The organism is Humibacillus xanthopallidus, assembly GCF_044793955.1.
Classification (GTDB): Bacteria; Actinomycetota; Actinomycetes; order Actinomycetales; family Dermatophilaceae; genus Humibacillus; species Humibacillus xanthopallidus_C.
This window is the reverse complement of the sequence record NZ_CP084995.1, coordinates 2,778,775-2,801,935: the sequence shown is the minus strand read 5'-3', so window position 1 is coordinate 2,801,935 and position 23,161 is coordinate 2,778,775. Positions and strand designations below refer to the sequence as shown.

The following is a 23,161-nucleotide window of genomic DNA, read 5'->3' as shown; positions in this document are numbered from 1 at the left end:
TCGACTCCCGCCGACCCCTGCTGACTCCCGCTGGCTCCCGACGACGGCAGGACCTGACACCGATGTCATCGCGCACGACGACCACGACCGGAGCCCTCGCCCGGCTCGGCTTCGCCGACCCGGAGCGGGCGGCCGGGCTCCTCGCGGACGCGGCACTCCTGCCGCTGCGGTCGGTCATCCCCGACGGGCAGGTCGACGAGGTGCTCGGGGCCGTCGGTGACACCGCCGACCCCGACCAGGCCCTGCTGGCCCTCGTGCGCGTCCTCGAGGCACTGGCCAAGCGCGCGGACGACCCCGAGTGGGGCATCTCCGCCCTCTGCGCCGACCTCGTCACCCCCGGCCAGTCGCGCGACCGGGTGCTCGCCGTCCTCGGCGGGTCGACGGCCCTCGTCGACCACCTCGTGCGGCACCCGGAGCACTGGCTCGACGCCTCCCGGGCCACGCGGCATACCGGAGAGCGGGTGCGCGAGGAGCTGGTGCGCGCGGTCACGACCGAGCGCGGCGACGTGCCGGCCTACGACGCGCTGCGTGTCGCCTACCGCCGGGGGCTGATGCGCATCGCGGCGCTCGACCTGACGGCGCCCGACCCCATCGCGTCGATGCCCGCCGTCGGTGAGGCTCTCGCCGAGCTCGCCGAGGCTGCCCTCGAGGCGGGTCTCGCGATCGCCCGCGAGGAGCACGGGCCGGGCCACGAGCAGTGCCGCCTGGCGATCATCGGCATGGGCAAGACCGGGGGCGGCGAGCTCAACTACGTCAGCGACGTCGACGTCATCTTCGTCGCGGAGCCCGCCGACGGCGTCGACGAGGACACCGCCCTGCGCATCGGCACCGCGTTGGCGACCGCGACGATGCGTGCGTGCTCGACCCCCACGTCGGAGGGCTCGCTGTGGCCGGTCGACCCCGCGCTGCGACCCGAGGGCAAGAACGGCCCGCTCGTGCGCACCATCCGCAGCCACAAGGCCTACTACGAGCGTTGGGCCAAGACGTGGGAGTTCCAGGCCCTGCTCAAGGCGTGGGTCTCCGCCGGCGACAAGGAGATCGGGCTGCGCTACAAGGCCGAGATCTCGCCCATGGTGTGGGCCGCGGCAGGCCGCGACAACTTCGTCGAGGACGTGCAGTCGATGCGGCGCCGCGTCGAGCAGCACGTGCCCGCGGGGGAGGCCGCGCGGCAGCTCAAGCTCGGCCCGGGCGGCCTGCGCGACGTCGAGTTCAGCGTGCAGCTGCTGCAGCTCGTGCACGGGCGCAGTGACGAGTCGCTGCGCTCGGCGACGACGCTCGAGGCGCTGAACGCCCTCGCCCGCAACGGCTACGTGGCACGCGACGACGCCGCGATCCTCGACCAGGCCTACCGTCACCTGCGCTGCCTCGAGCACCGCATCCAGCTGCACCGGCTGCGCCGCACGCACCTCATGCCGGTCGCGGAGCCCGACCTGCGGCGTCTCGGGCGGGCGATGGGTCACCGCACCAAGCCCGAGCAGGCCGTCGTCGCCGACCGCCAGGCCTCCGCCCGCGAGGTGCGACGGCTCCACGAGCGGCTCTTCTACCGCCCCCTGCTCGCCGCCGCCGCCAAGCTGAGCCCGAGCGAGGTGCGCCTGTCGCCCGACGCAGCGCGTCAGCGGCTGCTCGCCCTGGGCTTCCGCGACCCCGCGGGCGCCCTGCGCCACATCGAGGCCCTGACGACCGGCGTCAGCCGCCGCGCAGCCATCCAGCGCACGCTGCTGCCCGTCATGCTCGGCTGGTTCGCCGACGAGGCCGACCCCGACGCGGGGCTGCTGTCCTTCCGCCGGGTCTCCGACGAGCTCGGCTCGACGCACTGGTATCTCAAGATGCTCCGCGACGAGGGGCGCGCGGCCGAGCGGCTCGCGCACGCGCTGGCGCGCAGCCGGTATGCCGCCGACCTCCTCGCGCGGTCACCCGAGAGCGTCTCGATGCTGGGTGAGCCCACCGGGCTGACGCCCCGCACCCGCGAGGCCCTCGTCGCGACGATGAAGTCGGCGGCCGGGCGCCGCGACACCGTGGCCGAAGCGATCGCGGCGGTGCGCACCATCCGCCGTCACGAGCTGCTGCGCATCACCCTCGCTGACCTGCTCGGCACCATCGACCTGCGCGGGGTCGGCACAGCCCTGACCGACCTGACTGCGGCCACCATCGACGCTGCCCTGGCCGCGGCCATCGCCGACACGGAGCGCCGCGAGGAGCGTCCTCTCGGCGGCGAGGTGCTCATCGTCGGGATGGGGAGCCTCGGGGGCGGCGAGCTCGGCTATGCCTCCGACGCCGACGTGCTCTTCGTGCACCGCCCGCACCCGGGCGAGCCCGAGGGCGAGGTGCAGGCGAGGGTCATCGCCGTCGTGCAGGAGCTGACCCGCCAGCTGTCGAGCACCGGCCCCGACCCGGCCGTCAGCCTCGACGCCGACCTGCGACCGGAGGGCAAGAACGGCCCGCTCGTGCGCAGCCTGGACTCCTACCGCACCTACTACGAGCGCTGGGCGCTCACCTGGGAGTTCCAGGCCCTGCTGCGGGCCGCGCCGGTGGCGGGGTCAGAGGAGCTGGCACGCGACTTCGTCGCGCTCATCGACCCGCTGCGCTATCGCGAGGAGGGTCTCACCCCCACCCAGGTGCGCGAGATCCGCACGCTCAAGGCGCGGGTCGAGGCCGAGCGGCTGCCCCGCGGCGGTGACCCCACGACGCACCTCAAGCTGGGCCGGGGCGGGCTCACCGACGTCGAGTGGACGGTGCAGCTGCTCCAGCTCCAGCACGCCCACGCCAAGCCGGCCCTGCGGGTCACCGGCACGATGGCGACGCTCGAGGCGCTCGGCGACACCGGGCTGCTCGCGCCCGAGGACGTGCGTGCGCTGCGCGAGGCGTGGCGCTTCGGCTCGCTCATGCGCAACGCCGGCGTGCTGTGGCGCGGACGGCCGGTCGAGAGCGTCCCGACCGACCTGCGCGACGCCGAGGGCATCGGTCGGATCATGGGCCGGCCGGCCGGTGAGGGGTCGGCCCTGGGTGAGCTGTGGCGGCGCGTGGCGCGCCGCTCGCGACAGGCGACGGATTTCAACTTTTACGACTCCCCACCTGGGGGTAGCGTCAACACGTGATGTGGAGCGAGGGGCAGAGCGGCACCGCTCCGACGTATGCCGCTGTGCTGCGCGCGCCGCACTACCTCCCCATCTTCATCGCCAACGCACTGTCCCTCTGGGGCGACTACATCGCGCGCGTGACGGTGGCCGCGGTCGTCTACGAGCGCACCAAGTCGCCGCTCGCGACAGCGGCGACGCTGGCCGTCAGCCTCGTGCCGACCTTCTTCGGCCGCAGCCTCGTCGGGCCGATCGTCGACCGCTTCCCCTACAAGTGGGTGCTCATCTGGTCGCATCTGCTGCGAGCGCTGTGCGTGCTCGGTCTCATCGGCTTCACGGTGACGCACTCGCCGATCTGGACGCTCTTCATCGTCCTCTTCGCGCTCGAGGCGATCGGGGGGGCCTCGACGGCGTCCAACATGGTGCTGCTCACCGACCTCTTCGAGGACCGCCACCTCTACGCGCGGGCCGTGGGTCTGGGTGCCATGTCGGAGCAGTTCAACCAGGCGATCGGCCTGGCCATCGGCGGTGGCCTCGTCGCCCTCGTGGGGTCGGGCGTGGGGCTCGTCTTCGACCTCGCCACCTTCCTCGTCGCTGCCGTCGTCATCTTCGTCGTCGCGCCGCTGGTGCCGGTGTCGGGGGAGCGCGGCCGTGGGCTGCGCGGCTTCGCCCGCGACCTGCAGACCGCGGCGCGCGACCTGGCCGGCCACCCGGTGCTGGCTCGCCTCGTCGCGCTGAGCGCCGTCGCAGGCCTCGCGATCTCCGCCCCCGAGGCGCTGGCCATCCCGATCGCCAACGAGAACGGCTGGGGCGGCTTCGGCGGTGTGCTCATGGCCGCGCCGATCGTCGGCGCCTTCATCGGCATCGTCCTCATCGGCCGTCTGCACGTGCAGCTGCAGAACCGGCTCATCGTGCCGCTCGCCCTGGCGATGCCGGTGCCGCTCCTGGCCGTCGCGCTGCACCCGCCGATCTGGCTGGTCGTGGTCCTCTTCGTCGTGAGCGGTCTCCTGCAGGCCTTCATGGTGCCCCTGCAGGCGACCTTCACGCTGGTGACGCAGCCGGAGCTGCGCGGCAGGATCTTCAGCCTCGCCGGCTCGGTGTCGGTCGCCGCGGCGGGCGTCTCGTTCCTCGTGGCCGGTTGGTTCGGCCGGCAGACCGGCAACCCCTACCTCGCTGTCGCCATCTGCGCTGCCATCGCGCTTGCGCTCGTCGGGCTGCTGGCCCTGACCTGGCCGCACCACCGGGTCAGCCGCGCGGTCGACCGCGCCTACGCTCCCGCCACGCCCTCGCCGACCTCGTCGTCCCGCGCGGCCTGAGCCGGCCGTCGCCGGGCACGAAGGTCGATCGCGCTGGCGACGAGGGCGACCGCGACGAGCGCCGCGGCCACCCGCAGCGCCCACACGGCGCCACTCGTGCTGTCGTGTCCGGCCGAGACGGCGAAGTAGACCGCCCCGATGAGGGCGATGCCGGCAGCCGTGCCGATGCGCTGGCCGGTCTGCAGCAGCCCCCCCGCGGTGCCGGCGCGCGGCACCGGCACGGCGGCAAGGGTGAGGGTGACGTTGGGCGAGATGACGAGCCCGCTGCCGAGGCCGGCGACGAGCAGGGGTGCTGCAAGTGCCCAGCCGAGGGCTGACCCGCTCACCCGCGCGAGCACGAGGTCGACGACGACGAGCCCGACGAGGACGGTCGCGAGCCCGATGGTGACGAGCAGGCGACCGAAGCGGCCCACGAGGTAGCCCCCGGCGGCCGCCGCGACGGCAGACCCGGCGGCGAAGGGGGTCACCGCGAGGCCTGCGAGCAGGGGCGTGTAGCCGAGGGCCTCCTGGAAGTAGATCGTCAGCACGAAGAAGATGCCGGTGAAGCCGCCGAAGTAGATGAGGCCGACGACGGCGCCGGAGCTGTAGCCCGGGACGCGGAAGAGGTCGAGGTCGACGAGGGGGCTGCCTCCGCGGCGGGTGTAGCGGCGCTCCCAGGCGATGAAGACGGCAGCGAGCACCGCGCCGATCACGGCCACCCACCAGGGGATGGTGGCCGGGGCACCCGCCGCCGACGCGTCGCCGGTGCCCGAGCCGCGTCCGGTCTCGACGAGGGGGAGCAGCAGGGCGAGCACCGCGGCGCCGAGGAGCACGACCCCGACGGGGTCGAGGTCGAGCCGCGCGGTCGAGACCCGGTGCGGCGCGGGCAGCCAGCGGCGGGCGAGCACGACGGCGACGACGGCGATCGGCAGGTTGACGAAGAAGATCCAGCGCCAGCCCGCGTCGGGCCCGAGCGCGCTGATGATGGTGCCGCCCACGATGGGTCCGACGGCCGTCGAGATGCCGATGGTCGCGCCCAGCATGCCGAAGGCGCGCCCTCGCTCGCGACCGGAGAACATCTCCTGGATGAGGCCCGACACCTGCGGGTTGAGGATGCCGCCGGCGGCGCCCTGCACGAGTCGTGCCACGACCAGCACGGCACTGCTCGACGCGAGCCCACAGGCGAGGCTCGCGGCGCCGAAGAGCACGACGCCGACGATGAAGACCGGTCGCCTGCCGATGGCGTCACCCACGCGTCCGGCGCCGACGAGCGTGAGACCGAAGGTCAGGGCGTAACCCGACACGATCCACTGCAGGTCGCTCGGCGAGGCACCCGTGCCCTGCTGGATCGAGGGGAGCGCGACGTTGACGATGCTGACGTCGAGCAACGTCATGAAGCCGGCGACGAGACAGACGGCGAGCGCACGCCACCGACGTGGGTCCGGAGCCTCGGTGCGTGGTGGGCTGGGCGCTGCCCCTTCGGCGGTCACGACCCGTTGCCCACGATGCCGCCTCCGCTCCCGCCCAGGATGCCGAGGGTGGCGTCGTCGCGACGGCCGTCGAAGTAGTGGTCGAGCACTCGCCCGAAGAGGTCCGCCGTCTCCAGGTCGTCACCCGCCGCCACCTCGAAGAGGGTCATGCTCGAGCGCAGCTTGACGGCGTCGATGCCGCCGAGCACCTGCCGGGGGTCGGACTCCTCGAGCTCGTCGAGCGTGCGAGCGCACTCCGCCAGACGGGGTCCGAGCACGGGGTGGGCAAGGTAGGCACGGGCCTCGGGAAGGCCCGACACGGCATACCGCTGGGCGGTGGCACTGTGGCCCAGCCCCGCGACCTGGGGGAGGACGAACCACATCCAGTGCCCCCGCTTGAGACCTGCGCGCAGCTCGGCGAGCGCCTGCTCGTAGGTGCCCGCCGCATCTTGCGCCTGCACGAAACGGTCGAGGTCGAAGCCGTCGGTCATGCTCCGTTCCTACCCCGCCGGCCGCTCCGGGGCGACGTGGGGCGCGGCGGCCCACACTCATCGTGTCCACATGCTGACACCGCGACGATGAGAATTGTGCCGTTCTGACCCGTGCGCGGGGATTGCGTGCCTACCGTCGACGGGTAGTTCCTCGTGCGGGGTCCTCCCCGCGCGGCGCGTCGGGCGCCGAATCCTGCTCGCCGGCGCTGCAGTTCCGAGACAGACAGGGCAGGAGTGGGGGACCCACATCCGGGCCGACACCGGTCCTCGGGGTGAAGCCGCGACAGCGGCCGGGCAGCTTCCGTCCGAACCCGACAGCTCACCTCACAGGCGTGGGAAGGAATCCCCATGTCCACATCGACCATGTCACGCTCCGCCCGCATCCGGTCCCGGATCCTCAGCCCGCTGCTGGCAGCAGGCCTCCTCGCTGCGACAGGCAGCGCACTCGCACCCGCAGCAGCCTCGGCGGCACCATCGGCGTCCCCGGCCGCGGCTTCGGCTCTCGCACCCACCCTGATCACTGCGTCGGTGGGCCTCCGGGCCACGCGCATCGCCGCGGCGCAGCGGGGTGATCCCTACCGCTGGGGCGCCTCTGGCCCGAGCGCCTTCGACTGCTCCGGCCTTGTCTACTACGTCTACACGAAGCAGCTGGGCAAGAAGCTCCCGCGCACCGCGAGCGCCCAACGACTCGCCACGGTGCGCATCGCGAAGGCGAGCATCCGGCCGGGTGACCTCGTCTTCTTCACTTCCTACGGTCGCGTCTACCACGTCGGCGTCTATGCCGGCAGCAACAAGGTCTGGCACTCACCCCGGCCCGGTCAGCGCGTGCAGCTCTCGACGATCTGGACCCGAGCCTGGGTCGCCGGTCGCGTCCGCTGACGCCCACACCGCGAGCCGCCCGGCACGGGGTCGCCGGGCGGCTCGCGGCTCACCTGTTTCGGGTGTAGTGGGACGGATGAGGTTCTCCCTAGCGTGGGTGCACCACCACCTCACACTCAGGAGGACGTCATGACCAGCTCATCATCCCGTCGCACGGCCCAGCCGAGCACCAGCAGCCTCTGGGCCGCCGGGGCCAGCACCTTCGCTGCCTGCATCATGCTGATGGCCGGCATCTTCCAGGCGGTGCAGGGCCTCGCTGCCCTCGTCAACGGCACCGACTTCCTCGTGCGCACCGAGAACTACGTCTTCACGTTCAACGCGACCACATGGGGCTGGATCCACCTCATCCTCGGCATCCTGATCGCCGTCGCCGGTGGCTTCATCCTGACCGGCAACATCGTGGCCCGGTCGCTCGGCATCGCGCTCGCGGTCTTCTCCGCCATCGCGAACTTCCTCTGGCTGCCGTACTACCCGATCTGGGCGATCATCATCATCGCTCTCAACGTCCTCGTCATCTGGGGTCTCGCCAAGGCCAACCTCGCCGAGGTCTGACGACGCCAGGGGGTTAACTGATCTTGCGTCGGTAGATCGCCATCGCGATGCCGTAGGCGACGACGAGGATGCCGGCGCACCAGGCGAGCGCGACCCAGATGTCGTCGCCGACCGGCTGCTGCGCGAACAGGTCACGCGTCGTGTTGACGATCGGGGTGACCGGCTGGTTCTCGGCGAACCAGGCGACGGGGGCCGGCATCGTGTCGGTCGGCACGAAGGCCGAGCTGATGAACGGCAGGAAGATGAGCGGATACGAGAACGCGCTCGCGCCGTCCACCGTCTTGGCCGAGAGGCCCGCGATCACCGCGAGCCAGGTCAGGGCGAGGGTGAACAGCAGCAGGATGCCGGCGACGGCCAGCCATGCCAGGACGCTCGCTCCCGTGCGGAAGCCCATGATGAAGGCCACGCCGATCACGATCACGATCGAGATGCAGTTCGCGACCAACGAGGTGAGCACGTGGGCCCACAGCGCGCTCGACCGGGCGATCGGCATGGACTGGAAGCGCTCGAAGATGCCGCCCTGCAGATCGAGGAAGAGCCGATAGGCGGTGTAAGCGATGCCGGAGGCGATCGTGATCAGCAGGATGCCGGGCAGCATGTAGTCGATGGACGAGTACGTCCCGGTGTCGATCGCGCCGCCGAACACGAACACGAACAGCATCATGATGACCACGGGGGTGACAGCGGTCGTGATGATCGTGTCGGGGCTGCGCATGACGTGCCGCAGCGAGCGGCTCGTCAGCACGGCCGTGTCGTCGTAGAAATGCGTTGTCATCGTCGTTCCCCTACGTGTCCGTGGCGGCGGGACTGTCGACGGTGGCGTCGGCACTGCCGTCATCGCCGGTGATCGCGAGGAAGACCTCCTCGAGGGTGGGCTGCTTCTCGACGTACTCGACCTTCGCGGCCGGCAGGAGCGCCTTGAGCTCGGCGAGCGTTCCGTTGACGATGATCCGGCCGCGGTGGAGGACCGCGATGCGGTCGGCCAGTTGCTCGGCCTCGTCGAGGTACTGCGTCGTCAGCAGCACCGTGGTGCCGTTGGCGGCGAGCTGCTTGACCGTCTGCCACACCTCGATGCGCGCCTGAGGGTCCAGGCCCGTCGTCGGCTCGTCGAGGAAGATGACCGGCGGGTTGCCGATCAGGCTCATCGCAATGTCGAGCCGGCGACGCATGCCGCCCGAATACGTGGCCACCCTGCGGCCACCGGCTTCGGCCAGCGCGAAGCGGGCGAGCAGGTCGTCAGCGATCTTGCCGGGGTTCTTCACGTGCCTCAGCCGGGCGATCAGCACGAGGTTCTCGCGCCCGCTGAGGATCTCGTCGACCGCCGCGAACTGGCCCGTGAGGCTGATCGACTCGCGCACCTCCTGCGGCTGCGCGGCAGTGTCGAAGTCGTTCACGGTGGCGGTTCCGGCGTCCGGTTTCAGCAGAGTCGAGAGGATGCGCACGACCGTCGTCTTGCCCGCCCCGTTCGAGCCGAGCAGGGCGAAGATGGTGCCCGGAGAGACGTCGAAGTCCACACCGCGCAGCACGTGCAGGTCGTGGTACGACTTCTCGAGACCCTTCACCTGGATGGCGGCGCCCGCGCTCATCTCGGCTCTGCCCGCTCCGCGTCATCAATCGCCTTGTTCAGGCGCGCGCGCTCCTTGTCGATCCACTGCTTGCCGGTGTAGGCCTGCGCGAACGCCTCGGCGAACTCGACCGGGTCCTCGCCGACGATCTCGCGCACGGGCGTCCCGTCGACCGCGGCGCGCTCCCACAGGTCGGCGAGGTCGCCGAACATCGTGATGAGCGTGCGGCCGTCGGTGATGCCGCCGGCGTACATGACATACCGGTGCATCGCCTTGGCGGTCGTCGCATACGGCTCCGGCAGCGCCTCGATGCGGGCCTTGTCCTTCTTGTACTGCTTCTTCTCCTCGAGCGATCCGGTGAGGAGCTCGATCCACTTCGCAGCCATCTCAGTTCTTTCCTCCGTCGGGGTCTGCGCTGCCTTCTGAGCCAGTGCTGTCGTCCTGATCGGTGCCGTGGAACTGTCCGATGCGCTCTGAGAGGAAGCTCCAGCTCCTCCAGAACCCGTCCAGCTGTGCCTGGCCCTGCGCATTGATGGAATAGACCTTGCGCGGCGGCCCCTTCTCCGAAGGAACCTTCTCCACGTCCACGAACCCCCGCTGCTCTATGCGCACGAGCAGGGCGTAGACCGTGCCCTCGGCGAGGTCCGAGAACCCCTCCTCCCGCAGGCGCGCCGTGATCTCGTAGCCGTACGCCGGACGCCCAGCCAGGATGGCGAGCACGATGCCCTCGAGGGTGCCCTTGAGCATCTCGGTCATCTGGTTTCCCATCACTCACCTCCGCTCTACTCTGTGATGATGAGTACCACTAAACAGTAACACTGAGTACCGGTACGTAGCAACACCGAATACCTGGGCAGCCCTGTTTAAGCTCGGGCGGCACGGCGCCGGGTTCATCTGCGCACGTAGGACATCGAGTCGACGCAAGGCGCGCTCGTCACGTCACGTCACGTCTGTGGCCGTGAAGGACCGGCACAGCTCAGGCCCGCTGGAGGCACGGTGGGCTCGCGAAGGAACGGGATGATCGCTGCGGCTACTTCCTGGGGTACTCCGCGTGGGGGTAGTGGCCGGCGTCCTCGATCATCTGGTGGTGGCCCCAGACCGGCCGGTAGCCGGTCAACGATCGAGGCGGCCTCGGCCTCGGGGTCCGGGAAGTCCGAGTCATTGCCGCCGTTGACAATGACCACCAGCGCCGCGCTTCGAACGTGGACCAGTTGCACGGCGGCGTCCTTGATGGACGCCTTCGACGCCTTCGAGTTGGTCATCTGCTGAGCTGCCTTCACGGGGCCGGGTTCACGCAGGTTCGCCTGCAGCTCGGACAGCCAGGTGTCCCAGTCGGCCGGCTTGCGTCTTGGGTAGGCCACGGTGAGCTACTTCGCTCTTGTCTTGACGCTTCCGGCGATGACGGAGCGCATCGCGGCGGTAAGGGCGGGCGCGCGACATCTTCACCGTAAGGCGACGCCGGCCTCAGGGGGAGGCCCTGTCGGTGCCTCCCATCGGGGCCTTGACCCTTGCGAGCGACTGAGAGGACACTCCGACGCAGCGACGGAGTGCAGGAGGGGCCATGCGGGCGCTGCGAGCAAGTCAGGCGTTCGACGGCGAGCGCTTCATCGGACCGGTCGACGTTGTGATCGAGGATGGCCGCGTCATCGAGGTGTCACCGGCGCGCGAGCGTGCCGACGTGGTCATCGAGCACCTCGGTGACGTCACGGTGCTGCCCGGACTGGTCGACGCCCACCAGCATCTGAGCTGGGACTGCTCGGTGGACCCGCTCGGCTGGCACCGCGACAGCGACGACGAGGCGCTGCTCGAGAAGGCGCGGGAGAACGCGCGACGCGCTCTGCGGGCGGGCGTCACGACGGTGCGTGACCTGGGCGCGCGGGGGCGGGTATCGCTGGACCTGCGCGACGAGCTCGTGGCCGATCCCGGGTCGGGCCCACGGGTCCTCGCCGCCGGGCCTGCCCTGACCACGCCGGGTGGGCACTGCTACTTCCTCGGAGCTGAGTGTGCCGACACCGCGTCCCTCGTGGGCACGGTAGGCCGGCTCGTCGACGCGGGCGCTGACGTCATCAAGGTCATGGCGACCGGCGGCAACGTCACGCCGGGATCGCTGCCCCACGAGGCGCAGTTCGGCGTCGCCGAGCTGCGTGCCGTCGTCGAGGCGGCCCATGGCGCAGGGGTGCCCGTTGCCGCGCACGCGCATGGGACCGACGGCGTCGTGCACGCCCTCGAGGCGGGAGTCGACACCATCGAGCACTGCTCCTTCATGACGGCCGACGGCATCGCCCACGACCCGCAGCTCATCCAGCGGCTCGCCACGTCCGGCACGTTCGTCGTGCTGACCGCAGGGACTCTGCCCGGGCCGATGTTGCCCGCGATCGCCGCGAGGCTGCCCGCGCTGGTCGCCCACGTTCAGGCGCTCATCGAGGCGGGAGTGCGCTGCGTGCTCGCGACCGACGCCGGCATCGGACCACCCAAGCCGCACGACGTCCTGCCTGTCGCGGTGACCCAGGCGGTCGATCAGGCCGGCGTGCCGGTCGCAGAAGCCCTGGCGATGTGCACGTCGCGAGCCGCTGCCGCCCTCGCCATCGGCGACACTGCCGGCAGCTTGGCGCCCGGACGTCCTGCCGACCTGCTGGTGGTCGACGGGCGTCTGGACCTCGATCCGGCGGCCGTGCTGCGGCCGGTGCGCGTGATGCGCCTCGGGGTCGACGTGCTCGACACCCCCGTCATCTGACGGGGGTGCCGGAAGCACGTGAGCACTTGACGTGTCTCCACGTCGAGTGCGCACGGTCGGATCAATCAGATGTCGCTGGACCCTTGTTCGACATCTGACTCCGCTGCGCTCCTGCAGATGTCGATGTACATCTCGGCCGCCGCGAGCGTGTCAGTCGGTGATTGCTCGTTGTCGTCGTCGTCGATGCACCGCCTGTCACGACGGGCCGTCGGCGTCCTGGGCTAGTCGCGCTCCACCCAGCGGTCGACGGCCCAGACGATGGCGAAGGCGAGCCCGGGATCGTTGCCCTCGGCGACGTCGACGGTGTACTTGTCGCGCACGGTGACCCACTTCTGGGAGATGCGCACGACGTCACGGCCGTCGCTGGTCACGGTGTAGTTCTTCTCGATGAACTGACCGGTCAGTTTCCACGGCTCGCCGCTGGCCATCTCCATGGTCATCTTGTCCTTGACCATCGAGAACGCCTTGGCCTTGAGAGAGGCGACCTCGCTGCCCGAGGCGTCGGTGATCGACATCTTCTTGGGAATTCCGAGCAACTGCCCGCGCACGGTGTAGAGGACAGTTCCGTCCTCGGCTTGTACCTCAGCTTTCGGCCGGGCGCCGATCTTGCCGTCGACGAAGAACAGTTGCTTCTCGGTCTGAGGGTCGAGCACGGCGAAGTCGCGCCCGGCGCCCATCTTGCTCTTCATGAGGTACCGCGTGAAGCCGGTGGGTGCAGCAGGAATGGGCATGGGCCGGGCTCCTTCGCGAGCGAGCATGTCTCGCAGCCAGTCATGTCACCGCTCCAGCCACCGGCGGCAGCGACGCGCAGACGCTGACGTTGACGCGCATGGCGCCTCCGGGACGGAGCTCTTGTGTCCCGCGTGGCTTGGCGCTTCGCGCTCGCCTGCTCGACGGTCTCGGCATCTCGTGACAGCACGTGGTCATCGACAACGTGCGCGACCTGACCCCGTCATCGCTGACCCGCCGTACCAGCGGCTCAAAAAGGCAGGGGCTCAACGCCCCACTGCTCATCGCCAACGGGGTCGACGTGGAGATCGTTCAGGCATGCATGGGGCACGTGAGCGCCTCGACGGTGATGTACGAAACGGGCACAACGACGAGTCGGCGCGGAGTGCCGTATCTTCGGCTCTCCGCGCCGACTCGTGTGCACCAGCGGCTGCGCATCAGGTACCAGTTGTGCACCAGCGCTGATCGACTCTGACGTTGGCGCATGTCAGAGGTGGTTACTGATCAGATGTCGAAGTACATCTCGAACTCGTGCGGGTGCGGACGGAAGCGGATCGGGTCCACCTCGTTCTTGCGTTTGTAGTCGATCCACGTCGCGATGAGGTCCTCGGTGAAGACGTCACCCTCGAGCAGGTAGGCGTGGTCGGCCTCGAGCGCGTCGAGCACCTCGGGCAGCGAGCCCGGCACCTGCTGGATCGCAGCGTGCTCCTCCGGCGGCAGCTCGTAGAGGTCCTTGTCGACCGGCTCCGGGGGCTCGATGCGGTTCTTGATGCCGTCGAGGCCGGCCATCAGCTGCGCGGCGAAGCAGAGGTACGGGTTGGCCGACGGGTCGGGAACGCGGAACTCGATGCGCTTGGCCTTCGGCGACGTGCCCGTGATCGGGATGCGGACGCAGGCCGAGCGGTTGCGGGCCGAGTAGACCAGGTTGACGGGAGCCTCGTAGCCCGGGACCAGGCGGTGGTAGGAGTTCACCGTCGGGTTGGTGAAGGCGAGCAGCGAGGGGGCGTGCTTGAGCAGGCCGCCGATGTACCACCGGGCGAGGTCGGACAGACCGCCGTAGCCACGCTCGTCGTAGAAGAGCGGCTCGCCGTCCTTCCAGAGCGACTGGTGCGTGTGCATGCCCGAGCCGTTGTCGCCGAAGAGCGGCTTCGGCATGAAGGTCGCGGTGTGACCCTGGGCCCACGCCGAGTTCTTGACGACGTACTTGAACTTCATCAGGTCGTCGCCGGAGTGCAGCAGCGTGTTGAAGCGGTAGTTGATCTCCATCTGGCCGGCGGTGCCGACCTCGTGGTGGCTGCGCTCGACGTTGAGACCGACCTCCTTGAGCTCGAGGCAGATCTTGTCGCGGAAGTCGGCGAAGTGGTCGACGGGCGAGACGGGGAAGTAGCCGCCCTTGTAGCGGGTCTTGTAGCCCTTGTTGCCGCCCTCCTCCTCGCGGCCGGTGTTCCACGCGGCCTCGATGGAGTCGAGGTAGTAGTACGACGCGTTGGACTTCGTCTCGAAGCGCACGTCGTCGAAGATGTAGAACTCGGCCTCGGCGCCGAAGTAGGCGGTGTCGGCGATGCCGGTCGACTTGAGGTACTCCTCGGCCTTCGTCGCGATGTTGCGCGGGTCGCGGCTGTAGCGCTCGTCGGTGAACGGGTCGAGGATCGAGAAGTTCATGACCAGCGTCTTCTCGGCCCGGTAGGGGTCGATGAACGCGGTGGCGGGGTCGGGGACGAGCTTCATGTCGGACTCGTGGATGGCCTGGAATCCGCGGATCGAGGACCCGTCGAACATCTGGCCAACACTGAAGAAGTCCTCGTCGACCGTCTCTGCCGGCACGTTGAAGTGCTGCATGACTCCGGGCAGATCGCAGAACCGAATGTCGACGAACTTGACGTCTTCGTCCTTGATGTAGGCAAGGACCTCGTCGGCTGAGCTGAACATCCAACCTCCTGAATGTGAGTCGAGGTCGTCGGTGGGGGTGCCCGCACGCGTCGAAACGCGCAGAGGACTGACCGACGGCCTCGTGCTGTCAGGTTCGACCTTAGCGAGGCCCGATTACTCGCCCATGACTCGGATGTTTCGGCGGTGTTACGGATGCACAGGGGCTGGTCAAGTGCGCGGAGCGTGTCTCGTTACGCTGGTGTCGTGGTGGACCGCAGAGATTTCGGATCGTGGCTCGAGGGCCCCGGCGCACGGATGCCCGACGGGCAGTGGCGCGGCCAGCGTCTCGGCCTCCCGCAGAGCGGGCCGGGCTCGATCGCCTCGTTCGGGGTGCGCCTCGTGGGCATCCTCATCGACTGGGTGATCGCGGTCGTCATCGCGCGCGGCATCTTCGGTGTGCCGCTGCCCTTCGCCGACCCGCCCGCCACCGGCGCCCAGAGCTTCATCGTGCTCGGGGTGCTCGGCGTCATGCACGTGCTCCTCGTCGGCACCGTGGGCACCTCGTTCGGTCACCGCATCATGGGCCTGCGGGTGCAGGCGGTCATGGGCGGTCGCGCGACCTTCGTGCAGGCTCTCGCCCGGACCATCCTGCTCTGCCTCTTCGTGCCCGCCATCATCTGGGACCGTGACGGTCGTGGCCTGCACGACAAGGTGCCCAACACCGTCGTCGTGCGCACCCGCTGACGCCGCCCGCTGCGCCACGTCCCCGCCCCACACCCCTTCCCGTATGCCGGAGGGCTGGCTCCCCTGGAGCCAGCCCTCACGCATACGTCTGGGTCTCACCCCCGCGCACGCCGAGGGGTGAGGGTGGCAATTCACTTGCCGCGCAGGGACTTCCGGTCCATGCGGGCCTTGGTCGGGTCGACGCCCGGCGGCAGGGGAGCCCGGATGCCGCCGAGCGACTTGAGGCGCTTGTTGACGATCGACATCTCGTCCTTGGTGATCGAGGCCTTGAGGCGCTGGACCTTGCTCGCGAGCTTGGGCAGCGGCACCTCGCCCTCGCCGTTGCCGACGCGCATCGTCGTGACGGGGACGCCCGGGGCGACGCGCTCGACGCGCTTCTTCTCGGCAGCCAGCAGCTTCTGCACGCGGCCGCTGGGGCCCTCGCCGACGAGGACGACACCGGGGCGGCCGAGGACGCGGTAAACCATGGCGGCCGAGCGGATGTCACCGGGACGCGCGACGTCGGCGGCGACCGGCTCGCGGTCGGTGTACCACCCGCGGCGGATCGAGACGAGCGCGGCGCCGACGGCGCCGGCCTGCCCGTCGATCCGCGCGTAGGCGGCACGCTCGGCGCGGCGGCTCATCACGATGGTGGCCGCCAGGATGCCGAAGAGCACGCCGAAGCTGCCGAAGATCCAGGGCATCGAGAGCAGGATGCCGATGAGCACGAGCAGGCCGAAGGTGCCGAGGAAGGCCAGCAGCATCCACCACCCGATGACCGGGTCGGTCTCCTTGGAGACGCGGTAGACGTCGCGGATCTGGGACAGTCGTCCCTGCTTCTTCTCGGCCGGCGGGGTGTCGCCGTCCTTCTTGCGTGCGAAGGGGTTGCGTGGCATGGGGTCAGGATACGGCGCTGGAGGCACGGGCCACCAATGACGCCGCCTCCTGACGCGCGGGGGCGGCAGCGGCCTCGGCGAGGTGCGACAGGTGCTCGGGGATCGGGCGTCCCCACTTGCCCATCGCCGTCGCCCAGAGGCGCCCGGCACGGTAGGACGAACGCACGAGCGGGCCGGCCATGACGCCCTTGAAGCCCATCTGCTCGGCCACGTCGGACCAGTGCACGAACTCCTCGGGCTTGACCCACCGGTCGATCGGGTGGTGCAGCTTGGAGGGGCGGAGGTACTGGGTGATGGTGAGGATGTCGCAGCCCGCCTCGTGCAGGTCGCCGATCGCCTCTTCGATCTCGGTGTCGGTCTCGCCCATGCCGAGGATGAGGTTGGACTTCGTCACGAGCTCAGCCTGCCGGGCCATCGTCAGAACCCTGAGCGACTTCTCGTAGGTGAAGGCCGGGCGGATCCGCTTGAAGATGCGCGGCACCGTCTCGAGGTTGTGGGCGAAGACCTCGGGCCGCGCGTCGAAGACCTGGCCGACGAGCTCGGGCTTGGCCCCGAAGTCGGGCGGCAGGATCTCGACCCCGGTGTTGGGGTTGAGCAGGTGGATCTGGCGGATCGTCTCGGCGTAGAGCCCGGCAGCGCCGTCAGGCTGGTCGTCGCGGGCGACACCGGTCACCGTCGAGTAGCGCAGGCCCATCTGGCGCACCGACTCGGCGACGCGACGGGGCTCGTCGAGGTCGAGCGTCGTCGGCCGCCCGGTCGCGATGTCGCAGAAGTCGCAGCGCCGCGTGCAGACGTCACCGCCGATGAGAAAGGTCGCCTCGCGGTCCTCCCAGCACTCGAAGATGTTGGGGCAGCCGGCCTCCTGGCACACCGTGTGCAGGCCCTCGCTCTTGACCATCGAGTGCAGGGCCGTGAACTCCGGCCCCATCTTGGCCGTCGTGCGGATCCACGAGGGCTTGCGCTCGATGGGGGTCTCGGCGTTGCGCGCCTCGACGCGCAGCAGACGACGGCCGTCGGGGACGACAGACACACGGGCTCCTCGGGAGGGTCTGGGAGGGGTCGATGGGGGGTTCAGGCTGCCCCCACAGGTTACGCCCACCTCCTCGCAACCCTGGACGCCGCTGCCGTATGCCGTGTGGCGGGCGCCGTGGTCGCGCTCAGGCGTGCCGGTGGGCACGTGCGTCAGCCAGCCGGCGTCGCAGGAACGTGCTCTCGACCCCGTTGCCCGCGAGCAGCAGGGCCTCCTCGTAGGCCGCTGCCGACTCGTCCCACCGACCGAGCCGGGCGAGGAAGTCGGCCCGGGCCGCCTCGAGGTAGGGGTAGGTCGCTAGCGCCGGCTCGTCGCGCAGCCGCTCGATCTCGTGCAGTCCGGCGGCCGGCCCGTCACGCAGCCCCACGGCGACGGCTCGGTTGAGCTGCACGACCGGTGAGGGCCAGAGCCGCTCGAGCACGTCGTACAGCCCGACGACCTGCTCCCAGTCGGTGTCGTCCCACGTCGCCGCCTCGGCGTGCACGGCAGCGATGGCAGCCTCCACGGCATACCGGTCCGGGGGAGCGGCCGTGAGCGCCTCCGTCACGAGCGCCAGGCCCTCCTCGATCATGGCGCGGTCCCAGCGGGAGCGGTCCTGGTCGGGCAGCAGCACGACGTCCCCGTGCTCGTCGACGCGGGTGGCCGAGCGCGCGTCGACGAGGAGCATGAGGGCCAGCAGGCCGGTGACGGCGGACTCGCCGGGGAGCAGCTCGCGCAGCATCCTGGCCATCCTGATCGCCGAGTCGACGAGGTCCTGGCGCACGAGTGCGTCACCGCTGGGGGCGTCGTGACCGGTGGTGAAGACGAGGTGGATGACGTCTGCGACGGCGTGCACCCGCTCCGGCAGGTCTGCCGGCTGGGGCACGCGGTAGGGGATGCGCGCGGCGGCGATCTTCTTCTTGGCACGCGTGATCCGGGCGGCCATCGTCGCCTCGCGGACGAGGAAGGCGCGTGCCACGTCGGTCGTGGACAGACCGCAGATCAACCTCAGCGTGAGCGCGACCTGGGACTCCCGGGCAAGGGCCGGATGGCAGCAGGTGAAGACGAGCCGCAGTCTGTCGTCGGGCACGACCTGGGCGGCCTCGGCGAGCGCCAGCGCATCGGGGTCGGGACCCTGCTCCGGCTCGTCGTCGACGAGGAGCGGCAGGAGGCGGCGCCCGTGCACCTCACGCCGGATGACGTCGCGCGCCCGGTTGGCCGCGACCGTCGTGAGCCAGGCACCCGGACGGTGCGGCACACCGGACTGCGGCCATGCCTCGAGAGCCTTGGCGAAGGCGTCCTGCGTGCACTCCTCGGCGAGGTCGAGGTCGCGCGTGACCCGGGCCGTCGAGGCGAGCACGCGGGCCCACTCGTCGCGATGGGCCCGTGCCACCGCGACGGCCACCACGGGCGGCGCCACGGGCGATGGCACGGGCAGCTCCGGCAGATCGGGCGGCACGACCGGCTCAGCCGTGGTCGACGATCGGGCGCACCTCGACCGCCCCGTGCCGCTCCTGCAGCTCAGGCAGCATCCGGGCGAGGGCCACCGCCGCGTCGAGGTCGGGCACGTCGACCACGTAGAAGCCGCCCAACGCCTCCTTGGTCTCCATGAACGGCCCGTCGGTCACGACCGGCGTGGCGCCGCCCGATGCCCGAAGGGTCGTGGCCGTTGTCGCGGACTCGAGCTCGGCACCGCTGAGACGTCCGGCGCCCGCGGCGCGGGAGAAGGCGATGTGTCCGGCCTCCTTCGCCTCCAGCTCCTCCGGGGTCTGGGCGTCCCACTCCTGCTCGCTGCCGTAGATGAGGACGAGGTACTTCGCCATGTCGTGCTCCTTCGTGTGTGGTCGCCGGCCGTTCCGGCTCGCAGGTACGACGAACGAGCCGGGACCGGATCGACAGCCGGCCCTCAGGTCACGTCGCGGCGACGGAAGAGGAGGAGTGCGGCGACCACGCCTGCCGTTGTGACGACGAGGAGGTAGATCCAGCCGTGTGTGAAGGACAGGGCCACCGGAGCCGTCTGGCACCCGCCGGTGCCGCAGGTGGTGGCCGTGTAGAAGGTGCCGTCGTTGACGAAGGCGTCGAGGTTGGTCCGCACGAGCCACGGCTGGAGACGCCCGCCGGCGAGGGTCGATCCCACGAGCCCCTCAACGACGACGACCCAGCCCAGCACGGCGCCGATGACCCCGGCCGTCGAGCGCAGGAGGAAGCCGATGACGGCGCCTCCCAGACCGCCGAGCGTGATCGCCACGACGGCGCGGGCGAGCTCCTGCCAGAGGGAGCCCGTGGCCGTCGTCTGGACGAGCGGCAGGTCGACACCGGGACGGTTGACCGTGGAGATCATCGCCGCGCTCAACAGTCCGAGGACCACGGCGACGAGGCCGACCGCGAGGCCACCCAGGGCCGCGGCGCAGAGCTTTGCGGAGGCGACTCGGAGCCGGCGGGGCTGGAAGGTCAGCCACGTCCCCATCGACCCGGTGGCAAACTCGGCCGAAACGAAGCTCGCGCCCAGGATGAAGGCGAGGAAGCCGAAGACGTAGACCCCCTGAACGACGATGCTGCGCACGATCGCGTCGTTGGAGGTGCTGGTGAGCCCGAAGTCGGACGGGCTCGGGATGGCGAACATCTGGTCGCAGCCGAAGTCGGTGACGTCGCCGGACTCTGCGGCGACGCTCGCCTGGTCGCGCTTGCACGAGGCGATCTGCTCGGCGCGCTGCTCGGGCGTCATGCTCGCCTGGTCACGTCGCATCTGCTCGACCATGAGGTTGTACTGCTCGGCTCGCTCGGCGAGGTTCTCCGGCGCGGTGTCCTGGTAGATCGAGAACGACGCCAGGGCGAGCACGGCGAGGACGCCGAGCAGCACCCCCTTGGTGAGCCGGCGCCACCACAGGCGGCGCAGCTCGACGCCCACGAGCCCAGGGAAGGAGGTGCCCCGCGGTCGGCGCTCCGCCAGCGGGCGGGCGTCCGGAGACACCAGGCTGCCGCTCATGACGCGCCTCCGGCCGTGCCGCCGGTGCCGCCGGTGCCGCCGCCCGCCACCCGGTCGGCATCGCTGCCGAGTCCCTGGTCCGCGGTCAGGGCCAGGAAGGCCGACTCGAGGTCCGGTCGCACCGGCACCAGCTCGGAGACGTAGAGGCCGTGGCCAGCCAGGGCCCGCGTCACCGCCGACGGGTCGTCGGTGCCGACGAGCAGGTGCTGACCGTCGCGGGTGAGGCTGAAGCCGTCGGACTGCAGCACCTGCTGGGCTCGGTCGGGCGAGGCCACCCCGACGCGCACCTGCGAGACGCCGGAGCCGCCGAGGATGTCGCGCACGTTGCCCTCGGCGAGCAGCGAGCCGTGCCCGATGATGGAGACGGTGTCGGCGACCTGCTCGACCTCCGCCAGGATGTGGGAGCTGACGAGGACGGTCTTGCCTTGTGCCCCCAGCGATCTCATGGTGTCGCGCACCTCGCGGATGCCGGCAGGGTCGAGCCCGTTGGTGGGCTCGTCGAAGATGAGCAGGTCGGGGTCCTTGAGCAGGGTCGCGGCGATCGCGAGGCGCTGCTTCATGCCGAGGGAGAAGCCGGCATACCGGTCGCGTCCGCGGTCACGCAGGTGGGTCGCCTCGAGCACCTCGTCGATGCGGGCGCGCGGGCTGCCGATGGCGCCCGCGAGGAGCACAAGGTTCTGGCGGGCCGTGAAGGCCGGGAAGAACTTCGGCGACTCGACGATGGCGCCGACCCGGTCGATGACCTGGGGGAGTCGACGCGGCACCTCCTCCCCGAAGACCTCGGCCGTGCCGGAGTCGGCTCGGATGAGCCCGAGCAGCATGCGGATCGTCGTCGTCTTGCCCGAGCCGTTGGGCCCGAGGAAGCCGTGCACGCCGCCGTGCGGCACGCTCATCGTCAGGCCGCTGACGGCCACGCGTCGCGAGCCTCGCCCGAGGTAGGTCTTGCGAAGGTTGACAGTGCGGACGGCGACGTCCATCGATCCCCCTGGTGCGGCCGGTTGGTGGTGGACACCCTAGGACCTGGGCGACCCGCGACGCAGGGGGACGCGCTGGTGGGTCAGGCCTGCTCGAGGACGCGGCGGTTGGGCGCCAGCGTGGGAATGATGTCGCTCAGGTGCTTCTCGACGTGGGGGAGCACCTCGGTGACCGGCACGTCGCGCCCGAGCTCGAACGACAGGGACGTGACACCAGCTCCGACGATGCCGCACGGGATGATGACCTCACCCCACGAGAGGTCGGGGTCGCAGTTGAGGGCGAAGCCGTGCATCGCGACCTGCCGGCTGACGCGGATGCCGATCGCGCCGATCTTGCGGCGCGGACCGCGGTCGTCCTCGGCGATCCACGTGCCGCTCTCGCCGGCCACGCGACCCGCCTCGACGCCGAAGTCGGCGCACACGCGGATCATCATCTCCTCGAGGTGGCGCACGTAGCCGACGACGTCGATCGGCGCCGGCAGCCGCACGATCGGGTAGCCGGTGATCTGGCCGGGGCCGTGCCAGGTGATCTTGCCGCCACGGTCGACGTCGACGACGGGCGTGCCGTCGGTCGGCCGCTCCTGGGGCTCGGTGCGCTTGCCGGCCGTGTAGACCGCGGCGTGCTCGAGCAGGAAGACGGTGTCGGGCTCCTCGCCGCTGACGACCTTGGCGTGCATGTCGCGCTGGGCCTGCCACGCCTGCTCGTAGTCGACGAAGTCGGGGTCGAGCCCGAGGTGCACGAAACGCATGGCGTCAGCCTACGTCGTGCAGCGGGACCCAGCCGGTGGGCTGGGTTGCGCCGGACGGCATACGGCCCCTAGGAAGGTCGGTATGCCGTCCGAGCCGTCACAGCCCCGTCCCCCCGTCCGCGTCGGCCTCGTGGGCTACGGCTCCGCGGGGCGGGGCATCCACGCGCCGCTCATCGAGCGGGCCGGTCTCGAGGTGGCCGTCGTCGTCACGAGCAACCCCGAGCGGGTCGCGCAGGTGGGGGAGGACCACCGTGCGGCGACGGTCGTGCCCGACCTCGACGCGCTGCTCGCGGGCGGCGGCGTCGACGTCGTCGTGCTCGCCTCGCCGAGCGGGGTGCATCGGGAGCAGGCCGAGGCCGTCATCGCCGCGGGTCTGCCGCTCGTCGTCGACAAGCCGCTCGCGACCACCGCAGCGCTGGCGCTCGAGGTCGTGGAGCTCGCCCACCACGCCGGGGTGCCGCTCACCGTCTTCAACAACCGGCGCTTCGACCCCGAGCTGCCGGCGCTGATCCGCGTGCGGGACGAAGGGCTCATCGGCGAGATCTGGCGCGCCGAATACCGTTGGGACCGTTGGCGACCCGTGCCCAAGCAGCGCTGGCGCGAGAGGGTCACCGCTGAGCAGGGCGGCGGCCTGCTCCTCGACCTGCACACGCACCTCGTCGACCAGGCGGTCATCCTGCACGGCCGCGTCGCGACGGTGTATGCCGAGGTCGACGCGCGCACGACGGTGGCCGAGGACGACACCTTCCTTGCGCTGCGGCACGAGTCGGGCGTGCTCAGCCACGTGTGGTCGAGCTCGGTCAACGGAGCTCCCGGGCCCCGGGCCCGCGTCAACGGATCGAGCGGCGCCTACGTCATCGGCAAGCAGTTCGACGACGTCAGCTCCTTCACGGAGTTCTTCAACGAGGGCGACGCCGTCGGCTGGATCGTGCGCGGCGACGAGCGGGAGCCCGGTCCGGTCGTGACCGACGCCGACGAGGCCGACTTCTATCGCGCGGTGGCAGCGGCCCTGGCCGCCGACGACCCGCAGGCCGCGATGCCCGTCGACCCCCGCGACGCCGTGCACGTGCTCGCAGTCATCGACGCGGCTCGCGTCAGCGCCGCCGAGGGCAGCGTCGTCCCGGTGACGACGCCGCGGGCCGAGCGGGACCGCTGACGTCGCCGGGT

At 70.6% G+C, this 23,161-nt stretch carries 24 protein-coding genes and 1 riboswitch; of the genes, 8 read left to right on the top strand and 16 right to left on the bottom strand.

Annotated features, from left to right (window positions below; all coding sequences use genetic code 11):
- Positions 1-62: 62 nt before the first annotated feature.
- Entirely contained in the window at positions 63-3,095 is a 3,033-nt protein-coding gene (locus tag LG278_RS12515) for a bifunctional [glutamine synthetase] adenylyltransferase/[glutamine synthetase]-adenylyl-L-tyrosine phosphorylase (protein WP_404387305.1), read from the top strand.
- A complete protein-coding gene (locus LG278_RS12510; protein WP_404393634.1) occupies positions 3,095-4,390 on the top strand; it encodes an MFS transporter in 1,296 nt (431 codons plus the stop codon). Before LG278_RS12515 ends, LG278_RS12510 begins: the two co-directional genes overlap by 1 nt.
- Here the strand turns inward: LG278_RS12510 and LG278_RS12505 are convergent.
- Positions 4,342-5,859, bottom strand: a complete 1,518-nt coding sequence (locus tag LG278_RS12505) for an MFS transporter (protein ID WP_404387304.1) — start codon at positions 5,857-5,859, stop codon at positions 4,342-4,344. The two genes, LG278_RS12510 and LG278_RS12505, sit on opposite strands and share 49 nt — an antisense overlap.
- On the bottom strand, positions 5,856-6,329 hold the full coding sequence (locus LG278_RS12500) for a DUF1810 domain-containing protein (protein ID WP_404387302.1): 474 nt from the start codon (positions 6,327-6,329) through the stop codon (positions 5,856-5,858). The genes LG278_RS12505 and LG278_RS12500 overlap by 4 nt, the downstream gene beginning before the upstream one ends.
- A 174-nt stretch (positions 6,330-6,503) precedes the next feature.
- A riboswitch (cyclic di-AMP (ydaO/yuaA leader) is annotated at positions 6,504-6,674 on the top strand.
- Positions 6,675-6,677: 3 nt separating this feature from the next.
- On the opposite strand from LG278_RS12500, the gene LG278_RS12495 reads away from it, so the two are divergent.
- Positions 6,678-7,208, top strand: a complete 531-nt coding sequence (locus tag LG278_RS12495; protein WP_404387301.1) for a C40 family peptidase — start codon at positions 6,678-6,680, stop codon at positions 7,206-7,208.
- A 129-nt stretch (positions 7,209-7,337) separates the two neighbouring features.
- Positions 7,338-7,760 carry a hypothetical protein gene (locus tag LG278_RS12490; protein WP_404387299.1) on the top strand — a complete coding sequence of 141 codons (423 nt, stop codon included), beginning with the start codon at positions 7,338-7,340 and terminating at the stop codon, positions 7,758-7,760.
- 13 nt (positions 7,761-7,773) lie between these two features.
- Here the strand turns inward: LG278_RS12490 and LG278_RS12485 are convergent, their stop codons facing one another.
- From LG278_RS12485 to LG278_RS12465, 5 genes are all read right to left on the bottom strand, one after another.
- Positions 7,774-8,535 carry an ABC transporter permease gene (locus LG278_RS12485; RefSeq protein WP_404387297.1) on the bottom strand — a complete coding sequence of 254 codons (762 nt, stop codon included), beginning with the start codon at positions 8,533-8,535 and terminating at the stop codon, positions 7,774-7,776.
- A 10-nt stretch (positions 8,536-8,545) separates the two neighbouring features.
- Positions 8,546-9,346: an ABC transporter ATP-binding protein gene (locus LG278_RS12480; RefSeq protein WP_404387296.1), complete on the bottom strand. Its 801-nt coding sequence runs from the start codon at positions 9,344-9,346 to the stop codon at positions 8,546-8,548.
- On the bottom strand, positions 9,343-9,711 hold the full coding sequence (locus LG278_RS12475) for a DUF1048 domain-containing protein (RefSeq protein ID WP_404387294.1): 369 nt from the start codon (positions 9,709-9,711) through the stop codon (positions 9,343-9,345). Before LG278_RS12475 ends, LG278_RS12480 begins: the two co-directional genes overlap by 4 nt.
- 1 nt (position 9,712) lies before the next feature.
- Positions 9,713-10,093 carry a PadR family transcriptional regulator gene (locus tag LG278_RS12470; protein ID WP_404387292.1) on the bottom strand — a complete coding sequence of 127 codons (381 nt, stop codon included), beginning with the start codon at positions 10,091-10,093 and terminating at the stop codon, positions 9,713-9,715.
- A 176-nt stretch (positions 10,094-10,269) separates the two neighbouring features.
- Positions 10,270-10,686: a hypothetical protein gene (locus LG278_RS12465; RefSeq protein ID WP_404387290.1), complete on the bottom strand. Its 417-nt coding sequence runs from the start codon at positions 10,684-10,686 to the stop codon at positions 10,270-10,272.
- A gap of 200 nt (positions 10,687-10,886) precedes the next feature.
- On the opposite strand from LG278_RS12465, the gene LG278_RS12460 reads away from it, so the two are divergent.
- Positions 10,887-12,059: an amidohydrolase family protein gene (locus tag LG278_RS12460; RefSeq protein ID WP_404387288.1), complete on the top strand. Its 1,173-nt coding sequence runs from the start codon at positions 10,887-10,889 to the stop codon at positions 12,057-12,059.
- A gap of 221 nt (positions 12,060-12,280) precedes the next feature.
- Here the strand turns inward: LG278_RS12460 and LG278_RS12455 are convergent, their stop codons facing one another.
- Positions 12,281-12,790, bottom strand: a complete 510-nt coding sequence (locus LG278_RS12455) for an LURP-one-related/scramblase family protein (RefSeq protein ID WP_404387286.1) — start codon at positions 12,788-12,790, stop codon at positions 12,281-12,283.
- A 188-nt stretch (positions 12,791-12,978) separates the two neighbouring features.
- Here LG278_RS12455 and LG278_RS12450 point away from each other — a divergent pair, with 188 nt between their 5' ends.
- Entirely contained in the window at positions 12,979-13,263 is a 285-nt protein-coding gene (locus LG278_RS12450; RefSeq protein WP_404387284.1) for a hypothetical protein, read from the top strand.
- A gap of 29 nt (positions 13,264-13,292) precedes the next feature.
- Here the strand turns inward: LG278_RS12450 and glnA are convergent, their stop codons facing one another.
- Positions 13,293-14,717, bottom strand: coding sequence for a type I glutamate--ammonia ligase (glnA, locus tag LG278_RS12445; protein ID WP_404387282.1), 1,425 nt, complete (start codon positions 14,715-14,717; stop codon positions 13,293-13,295).
- 204 nt (positions 14,718-14,921) lie between these two features.
- Between glnA and LG278_RS12440 the strand changes: the two genes are divergently transcribed.
- The gene (locus LG278_RS12440) at positions 14,922-15,401 is read left to right on the top strand and encodes an RDD family protein (RefSeq protein ID WP_404387280.1); all 480 of its coding nucleotides are present in this window, start codon (positions 14,922-14,924) and stop codon (positions 15,399-15,401) included.
- A gap of 131 nt (positions 15,402-15,532) precedes the next feature.
- On the opposite strand, the gene LG278_RS12435 is transcribed toward LG278_RS12440, so the two are convergent.
- From LG278_RS12435 to lipB, 7 genes are all read right to left on the bottom strand, one after another.
- Positions 15,533-16,276, bottom strand: a complete 744-nt coding sequence (locus tag LG278_RS12435; RefSeq protein ID WP_404387278.1) for a DUF4191 domain-containing protein — start codon at positions 16,274-16,276, stop codon at positions 15,533-15,535.
- A gap of 4 nt (positions 16,277-16,280) precedes the next feature.
- Positions 16,281-17,306, bottom strand: coding sequence for a lipoyl synthase (gene lipA / locus LG278_RS12430; RefSeq protein ID WP_404387276.1), 1,026 nt, complete (start codon positions 17,304-17,306; stop codon positions 16,281-16,283).
- A 127-nt stretch (positions 17,307-17,433) separates the two neighbouring features.
- The gene (locus LG278_RS12425) at positions 17,434-18,744 is read right to left on the bottom strand and encodes an RNA polymerase sigma factor (RefSeq protein WP_404387274.1); all 1,311 of its coding nucleotides are present in this window, start codon (positions 18,742-18,744) and stop codon (positions 17,434-17,436) included.
- 7 nt (positions 18,745-18,751) lie between these two features.
- Positions 18,752-19,108 (bottom strand): YciI family protein, encoded by a 357-nt coding sequence (locus LG278_RS12420; protein ID WP_404387272.1) that lies wholly within the window; start codon positions 19,106-19,108, stop codon positions 18,752-18,754.
- A gap of 83 nt (positions 19,109-19,191) precedes the next feature.
- Positions 19,192-20,271 carry a hypothetical protein gene (locus LG278_RS12415; protein WP_404387270.1) on the bottom strand — a complete coding sequence of 360 codons (1,080 nt, stop codon included), beginning with the start codon at positions 20,269-20,271 and terminating at the stop codon, positions 19,192-19,194.
- Entirely contained in the window at positions 20,268-21,248 is a 981-nt protein-coding gene (locus LG278_RS12410; protein WP_404387268.1) for an ABC transporter ATP-binding protein, read from the bottom strand. The genes LG278_RS12415 and LG278_RS12410 overlap by 4 nt, the downstream gene beginning before the upstream one ends.
- 80 nt (positions 21,249-21,328) lie before the next feature.
- Positions 21,329-21,994 (bottom strand): lipoyl(octanoyl) transferase LipB, encoded by a 666-nt coding sequence (gene lipB, locus LG278_RS12405; protein WP_404387267.1) that lies wholly within the window; start codon positions 21,992-21,994, stop codon positions 21,329-21,331.
- On the opposite strand from lipB, the gene LG278_RS12400 reads away from it, so the two are divergent.
- Positions 21,993-23,150 (top strand): Gfo/Idh/MocA family protein, encoded by a 1,158-nt coding sequence (locus tag LG278_RS12400; protein ID WP_404387265.1) that lies wholly within the window; start codon positions 21,993-21,995, stop codon positions 23,148-23,150. The two genes, lipB and LG278_RS12400, sit on opposite strands and share 2 nt — an antisense overlap.
- The last annotated feature ends 11 nt before the right edge of the window (positions 23,151-23,161 follow it).

Bases quoted from the DNA above. Each gene is read 5' to 3' on its own strand.
- LG278_RS12515 (WP_404387305.1), top strand. From the start codon at position 63: ATGTCATCGCGCACGACGACCACGACCGGAGCCCTCGCCCGGCTCGGC.
- LG278_RS12510 (WP_404393634.1), top strand. From the start codon at position 3,095: ATGTGGAGCGAGGGGCAGAGCGGCACCGCTCCGACGTATGCCGCTGTG.
- LG278_RS12500 (WP_404387302.1), bottom strand. From the start codon at position 6,329: ATGACCGACGGCTTCGACCTCGACCGTTTCGTGCAGGCGCAAGATGCG.
- LG278_RS12495 (WP_404387301.1), top strand. From the start codon at position 6,678: ATGTCCACATCGACCATGTCACGCTCCGCCCGCATCCGGTCCCGGATC.
- LG278_RS12490 (WP_404387299.1), top strand. From the start codon at position 7,338: ATGACCAGCTCATCATCCCGTCGCACGGCCCAGCCGAGCACCAGCAGC.
- LG278_RS12485 (WP_404387297.1), bottom strand. From the start codon at position 8,535: ATGACAACGCATTTCTACGACGACACGGCCGTGCTGACGAGCCGCTCG.
- LG278_RS12480 (WP_404387296.1), bottom strand. From the start codon at position 9,346: ATGAGCGCGGGCGCCGCCATCCAGGTGAAGGGTCTCGAGAAGTCGTAC.
- LG278_RS12475 (WP_404387294.1), bottom strand. From the start codon at position 9,711: ATGGCTGCGAAGTGGATCGAGCTCCTCACCGGATCGCTCGAGGAGAAG.
- LG278_RS12470 (WP_404387292.1), bottom strand. From the start codon at position 10,093: ATGGGAAACCAGATGACCGAGATGCTCAAGGGCACCCTCGAGGGCATC.
- LG278_RS12460 (WP_404387288.1), top strand. From the start codon at position 10,887: ATGCGGGCGCTGCGAGCAAGTCAGGCGTTCGACGGCGAGCGCTTCATC.
- LG278_RS12455 (WP_404387286.1), bottom strand. From the start codon at position 12,790: ATGCCCATTCCTGCTGCACCCACCGGCTTCACGCGGTACCTCATGAAG.
- glnA (WP_404387282.1), bottom strand. From the start codon at position 14,717: ATGTTCAGCTCAGCCGACGAGGTCCTTGCCTACATCAAGGACGAAGAC.
- LG278_RS12435 (WP_404387278.1), bottom strand. From the start codon at position 16,276: ATGCCACGCAACCCCTTCGCACGCAAGAAGGACGGCGACACCCCGCCG.
- LG278_RS12420 (WP_404387272.1), bottom strand. From the start codon at position 19,108: ATGGCGAAGTACCTCGTCCTCATCTACGGCAGCGAGCAGGAGTGGGAC.
- LG278_RS12415 (WP_404387270.1), bottom strand. From the start codon at position 20,271: ATGAGCGGCAGCCTGGTGTCTCCGGACGCCCGCCCGCTGGCGGAGCGC.
- LG278_RS12410 (WP_404387268.1), bottom strand. From the start codon at position 21,248: ATGGACGTCGCCGTCCGCACTGTCAACCTTCGCAAGACCTACCTCGGG.
- LG278_RS12400 (WP_404387265.1), top strand. From the start codon at position 21,993: ATGGCGTCAGCCTACGTCGTGCAGCGGGACCCAGCCGGTGGGCTGGGT.
- lipB (WP_404387267.1), bottom strand. From the start codon at position 21,994: ATGCGTTTCGTGCACCTCGGGCTCGACCCCGACTTCGTCGACTACGAG.